The following is a 15821-nucleotide window of genomic DNA, read 5'->3' as shown; positions in this document are numbered from 1 at the left end:
AATTGGCTATATTAATCGTCGATGTTCAATCTGACGATTATTTTTGCCCCGAACTGTCGAACAGGATGATTGCTTCATCCTGATGCGTCTTGGCAAGATATATTCGCCCAAGGTACTCACCAAATATGCCCAAAATCAGGAAATTGAAGCTGAATAACGTAAGCATCAAGATCAGAATCGCCGCGATTCCATTTGAAAACTGAATACCGAGGACAAATTTCGCCAGGAAAAAATAAATTGATGACAACAATGAGAAAACAAATAACGTCAAACCAACCGTAATGGAAATTCTCAACGGCGTGATGGTGCCGCTCAACAGTCCGTCGCGCGCATACGAAAAATAGGCGGCGATATTGAATTTGGATGTTCCGTATTTGCGATTGACACGATCGTAGGGAACGCCGATAGAATTATAGGACACGCGCGACAACAAGCCCGGCAAATAGCTGTCGAAGTTATTATTCTTGCGCATTACATCAATAATTTCATTATCGAGGAACCACGCCCCGCTTTCGATGTGCACGGGATTCGGGTTAACGTACCGTTCAACCTTCTTGTAAGCAATACGGAACAGCGTCAGCAGGTAGCTTTCCTGTCTGGAAGCCCGCATTCCATAGACAAACGAGTAACCTGATTCCCACAGATCAATGTATTTTTCCAGCAGTTCGGGTGGATCCTGCAAATCGCAATCAAATACGGCCACCGCATCGCTCCGGCTGTTTAGGATTCCGGTGTAGATCGATTTCATCACACCATAGTTCTTGGCATAGGAGATCACCCTGACGTCGGGCCGGGTCTTCGAGATCTCCTTCAGGATATCAAGCGTATTATCGGTCGAACAGTTATCCGCAAAATAGAACGTGATTTCATATTTCCCCTTGTAACGCGGGATTATCCTGTCAAATTCGGAGATGAAGAACAGGATATTTTCCGATTCATTGTAAACCGGGCAAAGTATGTCAATTTTCTTCATGATTTTCCAGCCCGTTTCATTAATCGATATCTGACCGACCCGACATTTCCAGTCGCTATTTCGGTATATTGGGACTCAACCTTCTCTGACATGCAACTTGAAATTGCTTTTAGTTCTGTCTCATCGCCGTAGATGGGTAAAATGAGGTTTGACTTGTCTTCCGCGACCGGTGATTCGGTTATCAAATATTCAGAGTCATTGATCCCGATCGGAAATAATCTTATTTTCGAAAATCCTCTGGAAACCAGGAATGGCATCATGAACTCATTCGTCGAAATCGTCGGATCGGGTTCTTTGATGTTCGCGATCAGTTCCGAAAATACTTCCAGCCGATGATTGGAAATTGCTCTGAGACTTGAATTTTTTTGCAGAATTTTCATGTCGGAGCCGATGCTGTGCGTCAGAATCGGACTTACCACGAACAGCTTTCCACGAATCTTTAAGAGATTTACAGCGATCACAATGGCCAGCAAGATATAACCGGCAAAACGACTCGTCAACCATTCGGTCCAGCGGCGGTATCCCATAAGCGCGGCTATCAACAGCACAGGAATGTAATAGGAGTGATAGTGCGTCATGAAGCCGATTTTTTCTGCACCGCCGACTGACAACAGGATGTTGGGCGCCAGCAGTATTGCAAACAGCAGCAGATATTTGGGCCGTGGGAGAGCCAGCAAAATCATGGGTGCAAGAAAGGTCAGCAACTCAACCGTCTGTTTGAACTGTTGGGAGTCGGGATCGAGAACGGTCTTCAGATTCGCAATCATTTGTCCCGGCGAAGTTGATCCGGCATAGATGCTGTCCTGAAACAATTTCGACCAGATTACATAATAAAGAATGGCCGCCACGCCGGAGCAAATTGCCACGATCCGATATCTCAGATTTTCCCTGCAGTCGAACACGGCCAGGTAGATCGCGACCAGACCAATCATCAACGCCGACCGTTCGCTGATTAACGCACCGAGCAGGATTAACGCGGCAGCCGAAAGCCAGGACAAGTTACGGGTTCTGTGCAGATGCTGATAAAAATAGAACAACGCAACCGGAATAAACAACCTGTCGAAATAATATTGTCCCGAAATCGCACCAATCAACGGTGCGAACGTCAGTAGCACTATGACAACAAGCAATATTTCAAGGTAATTGAATTTTAATTTCCTGCAGATCAGAATGACTGCGCCGTAGACCAGGGTTACGCTCAAGGCATTGAGCACCGCCGCAATATACATATAATCGTGCGTAAATACCGTGCCAATCCAGGCTATCGGGAAGACGATTCCATAAGAATGCCATTGAAAAAACGAATTGTTTTCGTATTTGCTGACCAGCGTATCCGTACAAAATACCGCTGCAGTTTTTGACAGGTCAAACAGCGGGTAGGCCGCGGCAAAAACGCGCGAACGCATGTCGCCGTGCTCGGAAGCCTGTCGTATCAGGTCGACGTATCCGGCGGAGTCGCCTGCCATATGAAAGTATCTTGCGTAATTCAATTCCGTCAGGAACACCACCAGAAAAAGTGCAAGTACCCAGAAGCCAATTGTTTTTATATTTTTCATTTTTTAAAAATAAATACTTTGCTCACCACGAACACAACAACAGGAACTGTGGCGTAACTGATAATCGCCGAGATATAATTTGGAAAAATATTATTCATGTTTTTCAAGATTATATAGTTCAGCAGCATTGCACCCAGTTGCAACGCGACGAAAGACAGGTACGCAGTAAAATTATATTTCTTCCGGAATACGTATCGGCAGTTCAAATGATAGGAAAGCGGTATTGATAGCAGATAGGAGATCAGGACGGAAATCAGTTCACGCGAAAAAACCGCGAAGGCCAGCAGGTAGATCAAATAGGCGAACAGTGTGCAGGCGATACCGCTGACACCGAAGCGTATTATCGTCGCGAACTCCCTGTCATTCCATCTGGAGATCGCGATCATCTTGTATTTCCTGAGCTGGCTATCTGTCATCTTGAGGTCGCGGCGATATGAAAATCATTATCTGGATCTCGCATTCGCAAGTTCACCTGTCAGCTGCTCACCAATTTGTCCGGCAATTCGGTTTGCATTGGCCATGATCGTCAGCGTGTGCGATTTTTCGGAAAGTATCGGCAAACATGCACCGTCGATCACGTGCAGGCCACGCAACCCGCATAACTCCCCCAGGAAATTCGTCTCCCCTTCGACCGGTTTCATTTTCATTGGGAATGTTCCGGCATAGTGAATATCGCCACCGGGACGGCCTGGGGTAAAACTCATGGGCAACATGATCGCCCCCATCTTTTGATATGCCGAGCGCAAGGTCGACGCGGATTCCTTCATCAATTTCGGGACGACAGTATTGTAACCGCCACCAATGGCCAAGGAACCATCTGCTTCCAATTTGGCTTGCGCCATTGAAAAATGCCCCGGCAGGAATATGTTACCCACCAGGCATGAGCTCAATAAATTTTGCAGGAGATCGACGCCAAGCCTGCGCCGCAATGGCAAGTGACGGACAAACTCGGAGACCGGGATGCCCGTAGCGGAGAAGGTCGAGCCGAAGCCATTGGTGCCGTCAGACAATTTCAAATGATAGGACAACTGACCCAGGCCGAACCCCGCCTTGCGCTGGACGCCGAGCAGGCGCGGCAACCACAAGAGAAAGGCCGCAGTCGGGCAGGAAAGCAAAGGTACCGGCGACTTGCTTCGCAAGGCATCCAGGGCCAGTCGGGTGGTAGCCAGCGTGCCGGCGGCAAGTAGTACCTTCGTTGCGGTCGCTACCCGGCTGTCCGTTCCATCGCTGGCAAGCCCTTCTACAGCCCAGGTGTCCATCTGTTTGGTGACACGGTTAACAACAAAGCCATGCTCGATACGGAAATTGGGGAATCGTTTCAATGAAGTCAGCTCATCAGCAGCGGTGTACAACGCCCCACGCTGGCAACCCCAGAGACAATTTCCCGATTTGCTGCAGGCCTTCCGTCCGTTCAGATCTTCGCTTAATGCGGCAACACGTGCACGCCCCATCGTGAATCCGGAGCGCTGCAATTTGTCTTTCGATGCTGCGTACCGACGGTGCAGATAATCATGGGGTTCGTCCAGTCCAATCGCGGGCCCGGCCCACGCATCGAGACCGAAATAATCGGACATATCGTCGTCGACGCCGCCGCTGATACCGATGCGCGTTGCGATGGCGCCGTACGAGGATCGCATCTCCGCCGCGGCACAGGGAAAGCTGGCAAGTTCATGCTCAGACAAAGCGGCAACACCACAGCCCCATGCGTTCGACAGACCCCCGGTCGCAAGAGAACCGATGGCGACAAAATCAGTGGGCGCTATCCGGTTTTGCCGTGAAAACCCGTCGAAGACGTAGTCCAGCGACGGCACGCGCAACTTCGGCGACACGGCGTCGTGCATTTTTAGCGAATGAAATTGTTTCCCGACCAGCCATTTCGATTGGGTCTCATCCTCGCTTCGCCAGTCAAGGAAATTCTCGGATGGCGGCGCCTGGCTGGCGTGCTTTCCGCCGTCCAGCATCAGAACACGCAATCCCGCTGCGAGCAAAGGAAACGCCGCCGAGACGCCGGCCGGACCACTGCCGACGATGATGACATCGTAATCCTGGCTCATTGCCATTCTCCGAACGCGCGCGGACAGGCAAGCCGCATCAACGGCGCCAGAACAAGGCTGGCAAGGCGCCAGCCGGCCTCAAGGAAAACCGCCCGGCCGATCCCGCACAGGCTGGCTACCTGCCCATGCCGTTTTCCGATTCCGAGGAAGCGTCGCGCACCGCTACGGGTGGCCTCGCCGATCACGGTGGCGGCATCCAGGCGCCAGTCGAACTCGGCTTTCCAGCGCATCTGGTCGGCGGATCGACGGTCCAGCACCGCAAGCAACGCCGGAAAAGAGCAACACGGGGCAGGCAGTCCGAGCGGCAGGCCGCTGCGCAATTGTTCGATGGCGCGCGCATAACGTCGTGCCGCGCCTGCGGGTGGACGCTGACGCAGCACATAGGACATCAGCGCCGTGGCTTCCTGCAATAGTCGCCTGCGACGATCATCACCTGAGCGATGCATTCCTGAATGCAATGGCCTGAGCTGGACTTGCAGCCGCGCCAAGTCGCCTGCAGTGTCCATCACCGGCAAAGCGAACAGGGAGCGCAGCCGATCCGCCTGCGCTCCTTTGCCAACCAGCGACAGGCCGCGCAACGCAATCGTGACCGGGACCGGCACGAACCAACGGCGCAACCGAAGTCTCGATCGGGCGATCGTGCGCAGAAAATCGGTGAAACTGATTGGCTGGGCGGCGCCAACACGCAGAACCGTAGCGCCCGACGGGGCAGCCACCGATGCCCGCAACAGGCATTGGACCAGATCATCAACGTGAATCGGCTGAACCACTGCCTTCGGAATAAAAGCCGGCAAGATCGGCATCTGCTGCACCATCTCAACCAGGATGCCAAACAAGCCGCGTCGCTCGCCGCCATAAACCTGTCCCGGTCGGACTGCGGCGCCACCGCTGGCGAGCACAATCTGCTCGATCTGCCACTTGATGCGTCCGTACGCTGTAGGCGCCTCAGGCTGCGCGGTCTGGCTCGACACAAAGACCATTTTTGCGCCAACCCGCGCGCCTGCATCGAGCAAGCGGCGGGCGGCCAGAATCTCAAGGGAACCGTGGTCTGCCGCTTCCCGATTTGTCCCGATCGCCAAATGGACGATGACATCGGTGCCAGCCGGGACAATCGGACACTGCTCCGAGAACAGGTCATACGCGCTCCAGGCGCAGATGGTCCGGGCCGGTGGTGTCCGGCTGAACATAATCATTTCGTGGCCGGATGCAATGCCCTGCATGATCAATCGCGATCCAATATAGCCCGTCGCCCCGGTAACAACTATCTTCATTCGGGACCGTTCAAAGGTACACCATGCAGATCCTGAGCAGCCGGAGTGGTCTTGCTGTCGCCACGCGCAAACGCGAATTTTGAAGTAATCCAGAACATCAAGACAAACAGGGAAATATCAGTAATGATCTTTGCGTACACCGGATTGCTACAGACGAGCATAATCAGATACAGCACCAGCGATGAGACTGGCGTATAAAATAACGCGAGTCCGAAATAACGGATCGCGTGCTTCCCGATTTCTTCCTTGTCGACGATCGAATACGTAAAATAACGGTGCGCATAGAATCCAAAGACGGCGGCGACGATCTTGACAAGGACATTCGCAACAAGCGGTGAATAATGAATGGAAATGAGCAGCATGAAACCGCCGAGATCAATGGCATATGCCAAACCCGCCACCAAAATATATCTCATCAACACCATTGCGGCTTCACCCTACTGATCTGGTTTGTCACGACGATCTCCGATTTTTTTAGCCGGAACGCCAACACATATTGCATATTCCTCGGTGTCCTTGGTAACCACGGCATTGGCGCCAATGACGGTACCGGTACGAAGGGTTACGCCCGGCATGATGACCGCCCCAGCGCCTATCCAGACATCGTTCATGATGGTTATTTTTTTCGGTATCGACGTTCTTGAAAATACCGGCGGCAGCATTCCGCCGATCGGATGTTGTCCCGACGAGATGGTGACATTGCTTCCGATCAAGACATAATTGCCGAACTCTATGCCACCCACGCCATTTATATAAGACCCGGAATTAATTGCCAGGTTGGTTCCGGCAACTATCCGGTCCGAGTGGATCAGGGTGCAACGCGGTTGAATCCAGGCAAAGCCATCGAGCCGTTTGAAAAACAATTTGCTGGAAATGCCGCGCAACAGGACGCCAAACAGGGTAGGCACCAGCGACAGGATTCCAAAAACAAGCCCCTCGAATTCCAGCCTGACAATCGTCAAAAAGGAATAATGCCGGGCCTTATTCAACAGAAATTTCAAATAACTCATTCCGCATCTTCTTTTTTCAGAAGACCGACTTCCGCGCGAATTTTTCTCAGTCGCAAGCGCGAATGCAATGTCCTGCGTGGAATGTTTCCGATGTCATAAGAAAGGAATGTCAGAAGGAACTGCATTCCAACAAGAATGGACAAGGCAGAAAGCATGACCGTGCCGATCGGTGTCGGCAAACCGGTTTCCGCGGCCAACGACCAGTGATAGACGCCATACCCGAGCCCGCAAATAAATAATACCAGCCCGATTGGCAGCTGGATTGAAGCCATGGTCAGGTCGCGCAGATAATAGTTATAAAAAATTCTTTTCAAAAAATTACGCGAATGCTTGAAGATGAATTCACTGATTATCTTGGATATCTTCAGATTGCTTACTTCGTCACCATATTGCGCGTTCATTGGTATATCAATAACGACAGCGCGTAGCGTATTCAGTCGAAACAGCATGTCTGTTTCAAAAAAATACCGTTGACTGATTCTTTTGAACGGCAAATGCTGCGCCACGTCAGCGTGAATTGCGGTGTAGCCATTGGTGGGATCGAATAAATCCCAATAGCCCGATGAAAATTTTGTCATCAGGGAGAGCGCGGCATTTCCGAACAACCGTATCGGCGGCATCGATCTGATTTCTTCCAGATCAAAAAACCGGTTACCTTTCGTGTAATCGGCCTCCCCGCCCAGGATCGGCCCCGCAAAATTGGCAATCAGGCTGGGGTCCATTTGGCCGTCGCCGTCGATCTTGACGATGACTTCGGCGCCATCGCGAATCGCCGCCTGATATCCGGTCATCACGGCGCCACCCACTCCCAGGTTTTCCGCATGCCGGAGAATTCGCATGCGGGAATCGGAACAGTTCTGCTCGGCGAAATCTCCGGACCGATCGGGGCACTTGTCGTCAATAACGTAAATCCGCCATACCTCCGGTCCGATTGCCGCCAGCACATCAAGGATGTGATTTCGAACGCGGAACGCCGGTATGACCACCGCGATACGACCAGGCACGCAATGGTCCGGCGCAGATACAGTTGACGTCATGTCACGCCTTTTTTTTCTTAAGTTTGTGTACGGGTCGGTCGACCGCAATGATCAGAACCCAGGACAACACCAACGTCAGGAAGAAGGAGAGCAGGAAGAATCCGAACGACCGACTGGCTATCGGTAACGTCAGGACCCACACCGCAACCGTCGTGTGGAACAGGTACAGGGGGTAAGACAAGTCGCCCAGGATATTGTCGAGGGGGCTGGTCTCAAGTTTCGACAATGACAGGACAACCCAGGCTGACAGCAATACCGACACGTACAGGCCGTACGTCCATGGCCACTGATCGTAGCGAATCCAGATCAGACAGTGCGCAGCCCAGACCAGAACACTGATTACTGGCGCGCTGATTTTCTCCAGCGGATTCTTGTAATGACAAACCAGGGTTCCAACGGCGAACGCAGCAAAGCAGGTTAAAAACGAGGAATAACGGACACCAAAACTCTCGATTTGGAGACCATAGCGCAGATTTAAGGTAAGGCTCAGTATCAAGCCGAGCCAGCTCGCCTGCCTGCTGAACGCCATGATGGGCATCAATATATAGGCGGCAACTTCGACCGCGAGTGCCCCCGATACCGGCACAAACAAGCCCTGCCCACCGACTATCGGCAACAACGTGAGATTGTTAAACCAGTCGCCATCACTTTGCGGTGGCAAAAACTGCGGATTCAGACTGCTCGGTGTAATCCCCAGTTTTGGCAGGAAAAAGAGACTGATCGCACCCAGTATGCAAGCGATCCAGTAAAGCGGGAAAATGCGCAAAAACCGGTTGAATGCGAAATCCTTGAGCCCGGCCTGATCAACGCCATATTTATTGCTCAACACATACGTCATCAGATAACCGCTGAGGACAAAGAAGCCCCACACGGCGTAAGCCGCGGGGCCGTGGATCATTCCGCTCCATAGATGCGAGATTGCCACGAGCAACGCCAATACGAACCGCCAGGTGCCAAAACCAAGTTTCATCAGGATCTTTCAAGTTTTAATGACGATGTGCCATCACTGAATGGTGCTGTTCAGGACTCCACAGTGTTAATGCGCGCGACGTGCGAACCGGCTGCTGATCGAGCTCCGCGAGGATCTTGCCAAGAATGTTCCATGCTGCCTCGCTGCCCCAGGCTTGGTCGGCGAAGGCGATGCCAGCCTGGCTGATGGTGTTCCACAGGCCTTCATCGTTGTAGATGCGCGCAACCGCTTCGGCAAACGCCGCCGCTTCATGGGCAACGATGATATTCCTCTCGGGAGTCAGACCCATCCCTTCGGCCGCGAGTGGCGTTGCGACGGTAGGCAGTCCCATCGCCATTGCCATCCCGATCTTTCCCTTGATGCCGGCGCCGTAACGCAGCGGCGCTACCGAGACACGCATTTGATCCAGTAACGGCGGGAGATCCTCGACAAAACCCGTGATGACGATGTCATCACTGGCCAGCGCGAGAATTTCGGCGGGCGCATTGCTGCCCACGGCAAAGAACCGCACGCCCGGCAGCAGCAAGCGCATCAACGGCATGATCTCGGTGGCAAAATATCGGACCGCGTCGACATTCGGCGCATGCTGGTAACCACCGACAAAAATGATGTCCTTGCGCTGGCTGAATCCCTTGTCCGTACCGCGGCTGTCCATAATTAGCGGAAAGACATTAATTTTTTCGCCGGGTAATTGTGGCTGCAACAGCTCAAGCTCAGTGGCGCTGACGACGATGGTGGAATCGACTGCCTGAATTGCCTTGAACTCGATTTCCTTCATCGCATCGGCGCCATGCTGCTTGCCGGCGTCATTTTGCAGCGCGGCTTCCCGCGTCATGCGAACGAAGTGCAAATCAACGGTATGAAACAGAACCTTGACGTCAGGGCAATAGCGCCGGATTGCATCGAGGTGGCGTTCCACCACTCCCGGTCTGAACAGCACCGCAAGTTGATATCGGGCACCCGATTCTTTCAGATGCTGCTCCACGGAAGTCACATAGGGCGCGTACAGGACTTCAACTCCGGCCCGTTGCAGTGCAGGTGTGTATTCCGGCATATAAAGAAAGTTATTTTCCGGAATGAAGGTCACCTGATAGCCCATTTCCCTCAGCAACAGCAATATGTTGAAGGTAATGATCGAACCGGCGTCCTGGTTCGGTGTTGGCGTGCAATGGTCGATGACCAGCGCGCGCCGAATCGCCATGCGGTCCTTGGCCTGGTCAACATCGACGCCGTTGTCTTGGTGATGTTCGAGGCGTTCCTTCCAGCGCAGGTATTGCTTGTTGAGGTTGGCGATTTGATAGGCCTTTGCGCCCTGGCGTGTATCGGTTCCGGACGTCACGCCCTCATAGTGAATGACCAACGACAAAGGCTGGTAAATGACGCGGTAACCGGCGTCGCGCACCTTCAATGCCAGATCGGAATCTTCACAGTAGGCGGGAAGATAATGCTCGTCAAAGCCGCGCAACTCGGTAAACAGCTGCTTCGAAATCATGATGGAGGCACCTGAACAGTAGTCCACCTCGCGCGCATAATTAAAGTGCGGCAAGGAAGGATCCTGATTTCGTCCGAAATTCCAGGCGCTGCCGTCCTTCCAGATGATGCCACCGGCTTCCTGCAAGGTGCCATCCGGATACACCAGCTTTGAACCAACCAGTCCGGTGCCAGGGAAGTCCCCAAAGGTCCGCATCAAAGCGTCGATCCAACCAGGTGTGACCTCGGTATCGTTGTTCAGAAAATAAAGATATTCACCCCGCGCCGCCTCGGCACCGGCATTGCAGGAGCGAATAAATCCCTGATTTTCCACATTCTGGATCAATCGAATACCGCGCACCTTTTCCAGCACCTCCCGGGAATTATCCGGCGAGCAGTCGTCCACCACGATAATCTCGAAGGTCGTGTCGGATTGGGTGTCGGCAATGGAGGCGAGACAGCGCAGCGTGTAGTCAACCTTGCCATAAATGGGAATAATCACCGAAACCGCAGGCGCGTCAAAGACCGGAAGCGCGATCAAGCGCGCGAACGCAAGCGGGTCCACGATTTCCACGGCTTTCGGCTTGACAAACGCTGGTGTCGATAAGCCAGGAATGGTGGATGGCGCAGAATTACTTTCGAGCAACACCCTTGGGAAATATCTGGCGAGCAGCTTTCGGTGTGCCGTTTTTGCCCGGTGACTTACGGGCATCGCCAGATAAGTGCGCTTGGCCGCAATCAAACCCAATCGCACCCATTTGTTGACCTGCACGTGTGGCGTGAAGACCCATCGACGTATTTCGCGCAGGGGAGCGGTCAGGCGCAACGAATTGCTTTCAAAAACCGTCTGCAGGCGCAGACTTGCTTCGCCAAGCTCGCGATCCAGTCTGAGCGCCCACACGCCCCGCTTCACGACCTCGTCCTCAAGGCTTGCGATGTGCATCTCGCGATCGCGCAGTTCTTGCCGCACCTCAATGAGTTCGGCCTGAAGGCGGGAAATATTGTTTAGCAGCGACGCCACCGAATTGGCGTCTGCCGCATCCGCCTGATCACGTTGGGCGATCACGGCGTCAAGGGTCTGAGCCCATTTTGCAAAGCCGACATAATGCTTAACCAGGTCAAGTTTTTCCGGAAAAAAGACCGAAGTGATTGATTGCTCAATCTCAGTCAGCTTTTCACTGCGCGCTGCACACACCGCGACAAAATAAACCGGGTCCGATAATCTGGCAGAAGTATTTTGCAGGCCGCTGTCGTCGATGTGCCATGCACGAAATATTGGCGGCCGTTGATCCAGCGCCTGAATTACCGACCCCATCAAGACGCGCTGTCCAAAATACTTGACGTGTTCGAATTGATGCCTGAGGATCACGTCGAATTCATTGTAATCGAGTTCCTTGACATGAAACTCGTTGTGTTCTCCGCTCTCTTCCGAATAAACAGGACGATTCGGCGAAGAGATGATCAACAGCCCGTCAGGTCGCAATACGCGGCGAATCTCCGACAGCATTTGTTCTTGCTCATACAGGTGCTCGATCGTTTCAAACGAGACAACGACATCGAATGAATCATCGGCCGCATCAAGCGCGGTCGCGCTCCCGACCGCGAACACGAGGTTCTCGCTGTCATATGCGCTCGCCGCGTGTTGCACCGCCTCCGGAGAAATGTCCACGCCGCGCACCGAGCGCGCCACCGCCGCCATCAGACTGGAGCCATATCCTTCACCACAAGCCACGTCCAGAACATCCTTCTGCGCAACGATATCGAGCACGGTCGCATAGCGATGATAATGTTCCAGAAGAATTCTTCCCTGTTCGGTCGGAATAAAGCGTTCGCCCGTAAACTGCATTTATTTAATCTCCAAACTGATTTTTTTCATTGGTATTCCGATGAGGCCAAAAAAGACTGAGGTTGAATGAACGCGCACCACCATCGCATCATGTATCCAGTGATGTTGTACGTGCTCCTCCTGAGTCCCTTCGGCAATGGCCGGAGAAATACTATAGTCGCCGGAAGGCAGGACAGGAAGCCGGAACATAAAACTCGCGACGATCTGTTCGCCGCTGGCTGTCGATAACAGTTTGTTTTTATATACGAGAAACGTATTATCAGAAAAAATAACCTGACCGAGGCGGTCTTTAAACTGAAAACCGATGATAGGAGTGAGGATCTCCTTGTTAGCCCTGCACGAAATTTCGAGTATCACGTCCTCTCCTCCCACTACCCAGGAAAGTGGAACATGGTTCTCGTCCAGCAGCCGAACCGATTCAATCGTTGCATGTCCAGTTCCAAATCCGTTTTGAGTAGGTTCGAATTGAAAGATCTCGATATCGTTGCGCAATGCTGAGCCGTTGACCATGTCCCGCCGCATGTCGTGATAATCGGTCGCGGCTTCCAACGCAATTATTGATTCACGAGTCGGTTCAGTCTTGGCACCATCCACATCTTGACTGGTCTCGTAAAGATTGGCCAGATAATGCTCAATGACATGCTTTGGCGACCCTGTTTCGATGATTCGGCCACCATTGAGCAGTATGGCTTTGCTGCACAGATTGACGACCGCCCCGGTGTCATGACTGACGAAGAGGACGGTGCCACTTTCCATGAACGTTCGCAAAAACCGCATGCACTTCTGTGTGAAGAACGCATCGCCAACCGACAATGCCTCGTCCACCACGAGAATATCGGCATCGACATGCGCGATGACAGCAAACGCCAGACGCACCGTCATGCCGCTGGAATAGGTTTTAACCGGTTGCTCGATAAATTCGCCGATGTCCGCAAAGGCGACAATGTCATCGAAGCGCGCATCGATTTCGGCGGTCGTCAGGCCGAGTACCGAAGCATTCATGTAAACGTTTTCGCGGCCAGAAAATTCAGGATTGAAACCGGAGCCCAGTTCGAGTAAAGCCGCGATCCTGCCATTGGTCTGAATGCTGCCGCTGCTCGGGTTGAGTGTGCCGCAAATCATTTGCAATAAAGTCGATTTTCCGCTCCCATTGCGCCCGATGATTCCAACTGTCTCACCCTTCTTTATTTCGAACGAGATATCCCTTAACGCCCAGAATTCACGAAAATACTGTTTCGGGATTTGTCCTGCCTTTTGTTGCAGGCGCGGCAGAATGAACTGCTTGAGCCGGTCGCGCGGCGAAGCATATATTTCGTAGCACTTGCCAAGGTTGGAAACGCTGATGGCGATTTCATCAGAGGACATCAGCAAAGCCTTTTCTTGTTTTTTGAAACCAGACAAAACCCAACCACGCAACTCCGACCGCGACGACAAGGTACGTGGCGAGACCAATCCAGTCCGGTTGGCGGCCCCAAATTAAAACGTTGCGAGCCTGTTCGATGATGAAAGTCAGGGGATTGGCCATGATGAAAGGCCTAAAGCGCTCCGGAACGGCCGTTACCGGATAAAACACCGGCGACAAGAACATGAGCACGGTGGTGAGGATGGAGATAGTTTGTCCGACGTCACGCAGGAACACACCGAGCGAGGCAAGCATCCATGCCAGGCCAGTTGCGAGAATTATCAACGGCGCAAACACCAGGGGCGTGAAAACAATTGTCCAGTTCAGGTAACCATTGAAGAGCATGAATGCCATACCCAGAACACAAAGACTGATCAGGCTGTGGAACAAGGTCGCGCCCATCGCCACCACGGGCAGTATTTCGATCGGAAATACCACCTTCTTGACATAGTTCACATTGGACAAGATCAATCCAGGCGCCCGGTTCAGCACCTCGCTGAATAAATTCAACACAATCATCCCGACGAAGAGTGCAACGGCAAATTGCGTTTTGCTCTCCTCCGGTCCGCCCCATCTGGATTTGAAAATCTCCGAAAAAACGAACGTATACACAACTAGCATGAAAACCGGGTTAAAGAATGACCAGGTTAATCCCATTGCCGAGCCCTTATAGCGACCGACAACTTCGCGTTTTATGAGTTGCGAAATGAGTTGGCGATTTCGCCATAGACCGCCCACAAGCGCGGCGAGCGACGTGGGGTGCGCCGCGTGCGGATTAATTGCCTTGGATTGAGGATCGGTCATGCGAAATGCTCTGCGTCCGCAAGTGGCTTCCCAAGTTGATCTTTTGCAGAAAGCGCAGGTTTCTCCTGAATGGGCCAAGCAATTCCGATTTCCCGGTCATCCCACGCAATACTGCGCTCAAACTCCGGCGCCCAATAATCCGTCGTTTTGTAGAGGAATTCTGCCGTCTCCGACAACACCACGAAGCCGTGCGCAAAACCGGGTGGCACCCAAAGCATTCGCTTGTTTTCGGCGGACAACTCCACGCCGACATATCTGCCAAAGGTGGCTGAGCTGCGCCGGATATCGACGGCGACGTCGAATACCGTACCCTGCACCGCACGGACCAATTTTCCTTGCGGTTGCTGGATTTGGTAGTGCAAGCCGCGCAGTACATTTTTTACCGACCGCGAGTGATTGTCCTGAACGAAGTCAACCTCGTGTCCAACGATGTCGGTGAACCGGCGATGGTTGAAACTTTCGAAGAAGAATCCGCGTTCGTCGCCGAACACCTTGGGCTCGATGATCAACACATCGGCAATTGCGGTAGCAACGACATTCACGGCTGCACCCCTTCCTTGGCCAAACGCTGGAGGTATTGCCCATAGCCGTTTTTCGCCAACGGCTCGGCGAGCTGCTCGAGTTGCGTCCGATCGATGAAGCCCTGGCGAAACGCAATCTCTTCCGGACAGCAAACCTTGAGTCCCTGCCGATGTTCGATGGTCTCGATAAAGTTGCTGGCTTCGATCAGGCTCTCGTGGGTGCCGGTATCGAGCCAGGCATAACCGCGCCCCATGATCTCGACGTTTAACTGCTGCTTATCGAGATACAGGCGATTGAGATCGGTAATCTCCAGTTCGCCACGTGCCGATGGCTTCAGACCTGCCGCCATCTCGACCACCTGATTGTCGTAAAAATACAGACCGGTCACCGCGTAATTGCTCTTCGGGACCAGCGGCTTTTCTTCGAGGCTGGTGGCCTGGCCTTGTGCATCAAAGGCCACCACGCCGTAGCGCTCCGGGTCCTGCACGCGATAGGCAAACACAGTGGCGCCTTCGGTTTGGGTCATCGCCTGTTCCAGCCGAACATGGAGGTCGTGACCATAAAAAATGTTGTCGCCCAGGACCAGCGCGGTGGGCGCATCGCCAATGAAATCCTTGCCGATGATGAAGGCCTGCGCCAGTCCGTCCGGACTGTCCTGCACCGCGTATTCCAGATGGATGCCCCAGTCGCTGCCGTCGCCAAGCAATTGCTGGAAGCGGGGCGTGTCCTGCGGTGTTGAAATGATCAGGATGTCGCGAATGCCGGCCAGCATCAGGGTGCTCAGCGGGTAGTAAATCATTGGCTTGTCGTAAATCGGCAGCAACTGCTTGGAGACGACTTTGGTGACCGGATAGAGCCGCGTACCGGAGCCGCCGGCGAGGATGATGCCTTTGCGTTGAGTCATAG

13 protein-coding genes and 1 pseudogene are annotated in these 15821 nt (G+C 53.0%); all 14 read right to left on the bottom strand.

Annotated features, from left to right (window positions below):
- Positions 1–37: 37 nt before the first annotated feature.
- On the bottom strand, positions 38–973 hold the full coding sequence (locus tag RCH09_RS08590) for a glycosyltransferase (protein ID WP_326940659.1): 936 nt from the start codon (positions 971–973) through the stop codon (positions 38–40).
- Positions 970–2529 (bottom strand): hypothetical protein, encoded by a 1560-nt coding sequence (locus RCH09_RS08585; protein ID WP_326940658.1) that lies wholly within the window; start codon positions 2527–2529, stop codon positions 970–972. The genes RCH09_RS08590 and RCH09_RS08585 overlap by 4 nt, the downstream gene beginning before the upstream one ends.
- Positions 2526–2915, bottom strand: coding sequence for a GtrA family protein (locus RCH09_RS08580; protein ID WP_326940657.1), 390 nt, complete (start codon positions 2913–2915; stop codon positions 2526–2528). Before RCH09_RS08580 ends, RCH09_RS08585 begins: the two co-directional genes overlap by 4 nt.
- 57 nt (positions 2916–2972) lie before the next feature.
- A complete protein-coding gene (locus RCH09_RS08575; RefSeq protein WP_326940656.1) occupies positions 2973–4583 on the bottom strand; it encodes an FAD-dependent oxidoreductase in 1611 nt (536 codons plus the stop codon).
- On the bottom strand, positions 4580–5854 hold the full coding sequence (locus RCH09_RS08570) for an NAD-dependent epimerase/dehydratase family protein (protein ID WP_326940655.1): 1275 nt from the start codon (positions 5852–5854) through the stop codon (positions 4580–4582). The genes RCH09_RS08575 and RCH09_RS08570 overlap by 4 nt, the downstream gene beginning before the upstream one ends.
- Entirely contained in the window at positions 5851–6270 is a 420-nt protein-coding gene (locus RCH09_RS08565; protein WP_326940654.1) for a GtrA family protein, read from the bottom strand. The genes RCH09_RS08570 and RCH09_RS08565 overlap by 4 nt, the downstream gene beginning before the upstream one ends.
- A 36-nt stretch (positions 6271–6306) precedes the next feature.
- Positions 6307–6468: pseudogene (locus tag RCH09_RS19715) on the bottom strand (DapH/DapD/GlmU-related protein); the annotation flags it as partial.
- Between the two features lie 392 nt (positions 6469–6860).
- On the bottom strand, positions 6861–7901 hold the full coding sequence (locus RCH09_RS08555) for a glycosyltransferase (protein WP_326940652.1): 1041 nt from the start codon (positions 7899–7901) through the stop codon (positions 6861–6863).
- 1 nt (position 7902) lies between these two features.
- Positions 7903–8871, bottom strand: coding sequence for an acyltransferase family protein (locus RCH09_RS08550; protein WP_326940651.1), 969 nt, complete (start codon positions 8869–8871; stop codon positions 7903–7905).
- A 16-nt stretch (positions 8872–8887) separates the two neighbouring features.
- Positions 8888–12187, bottom strand: coding sequence for a glycosyltransferase (locus RCH09_RS08545; RefSeq protein ID WP_326940650.1), 3300 nt, complete (start codon positions 12185–12187; stop codon positions 8888–8890).
- On the bottom strand, positions 12188–13552 hold the full coding sequence (locus tag RCH09_RS08540; RefSeq protein ID WP_326940649.1) for an ABC transporter ATP-binding protein: 1365 nt from the start codon (positions 13550–13552) through the stop codon (positions 12188–12190). It abuts the gene before it with no gap.
- Positions 13542–14393: an ABC transporter permease gene (locus RCH09_RS08535; RefSeq protein WP_326940648.1), complete on the bottom strand. Its 852-nt coding sequence runs from the start codon at positions 14391–14393 to the stop codon at positions 13542–13544. The genes RCH09_RS08540 and RCH09_RS08535 overlap by 11 nt, the downstream gene beginning before the upstream one ends.
- A complete protein-coding gene (rfbC, locus tag RCH09_RS08530) occupies positions 14390–14935 on the bottom strand; it encodes a dTDP-4-dehydrorhamnose 3,5-epimerase (protein ID WP_326940647.1) in 546 nt (181 codons plus the stop codon). The genes RCH09_RS08535 and rfbC overlap by 4 nt, the downstream gene beginning before the upstream one ends.
- On the bottom strand, positions 14932–15819 hold the full coding sequence (rfbA, locus tag RCH09_RS08525; protein WP_326940646.1) for a glucose-1-phosphate thymidylyltransferase RfbA: 888 nt from the start codon (positions 15817–15819) through the stop codon (positions 14932–14934). Before rfbA ends, rfbC begins: the two co-directional genes overlap by 4 nt.
- Positions 15820–15821 lie beyond the last annotated feature (2 nt).

The sequence above is a fragment of the Actimicrobium sp. GrIS 1.19 genome (genome assembly GCF_035984655.1).
GTDB lineage: Bacteria > Pseudomonadota > Gammaproteobacteria > Burkholderiales > Burkholderiaceae_D > Actimicrobium.
This window is presented reverse-complemented; position numbering and strand designations above follow the sequence as displayed.

Bases quoted from the DNA above. Each gene is read 5' to 3' on its own strand.
- RCH09_RS08590 (WP_326940659.1), bottom strand. From the start codon at position 973: ATGAAGAAAATTGACATACTTTGCCCGGTTTACAATGAATCGGAAAAT.
- RCH09_RS08585 (WP_326940658.1), bottom strand. From the start codon at position 2,529: ATGAAAAATATAAAAACAATTGGCTTCTGGGTACTTGCACTTTTTCTG.
- RCH09_RS08580 (WP_326940657.1), bottom strand. From the start codon at position 2,915: ATGATCGCGATCTCCAGATGGAATGACAGGGAGTTCGCGACGATAATA.
- RCH09_RS08575 (WP_326940656.1), bottom strand. From the start codon at position 4,583: ATGAGCCAGGATTACGATGTCATCATCGTCGGCAGTGGTCCGGCCGGC.
- RCH09_RS08570 (WP_326940655.1), bottom strand. From the start codon at position 5,854: ATGAAGATAGTTGTTACCGGGGCGACGGGCTATATTGGATCGCGATTG.
- RCH09_RS08565 (WP_326940654.1), bottom strand. From the start codon at position 6,270: ATGAGATATATTTTGGTGGCGGGTTTGGCATATGCCATTGATCTCGGC.
- RCH09_RS08555 (WP_326940652.1), bottom strand. From the start codon at position 7,901: ATGACGTCAACTGTATCTGCGCCGGACCATTGCGTGCCTGGTCGTATC.
- RCH09_RS08550 (WP_326940651.1), bottom strand. From the start codon at position 8,871: ATGAAACTTGGTTTTGGCACCTGGCGGTTCGTATTGGCGTTGCTCGTG.
- RCH09_RS08545 (WP_326940650.1), bottom strand. From the start codon at position 12,187: ATGCAGTTTACGGGCGAACGCTTTATTCCGACCGAACAGGGAAGAATT.
- RCH09_RS08540 (WP_326940649.1), bottom strand. From the start codon at position 13,552: ATGTCCTCTGATGAAATCGCCATCAGCGTTTCCAACCTTGGCAAGTGC.
- RCH09_RS08535 (WP_326940648.1), bottom strand. From the start codon at position 14,393: ATGACCGATCCTCAATCCAAGGCAATTAATCCGCACGCGGCGCACCCC.
- rfbA (WP_326940646.1), bottom strand. From the start codon at position 15,819: ATGACTCAACGCAAAGGCATCATCCTCGCCGGCGGCTCCGGTACGCGG.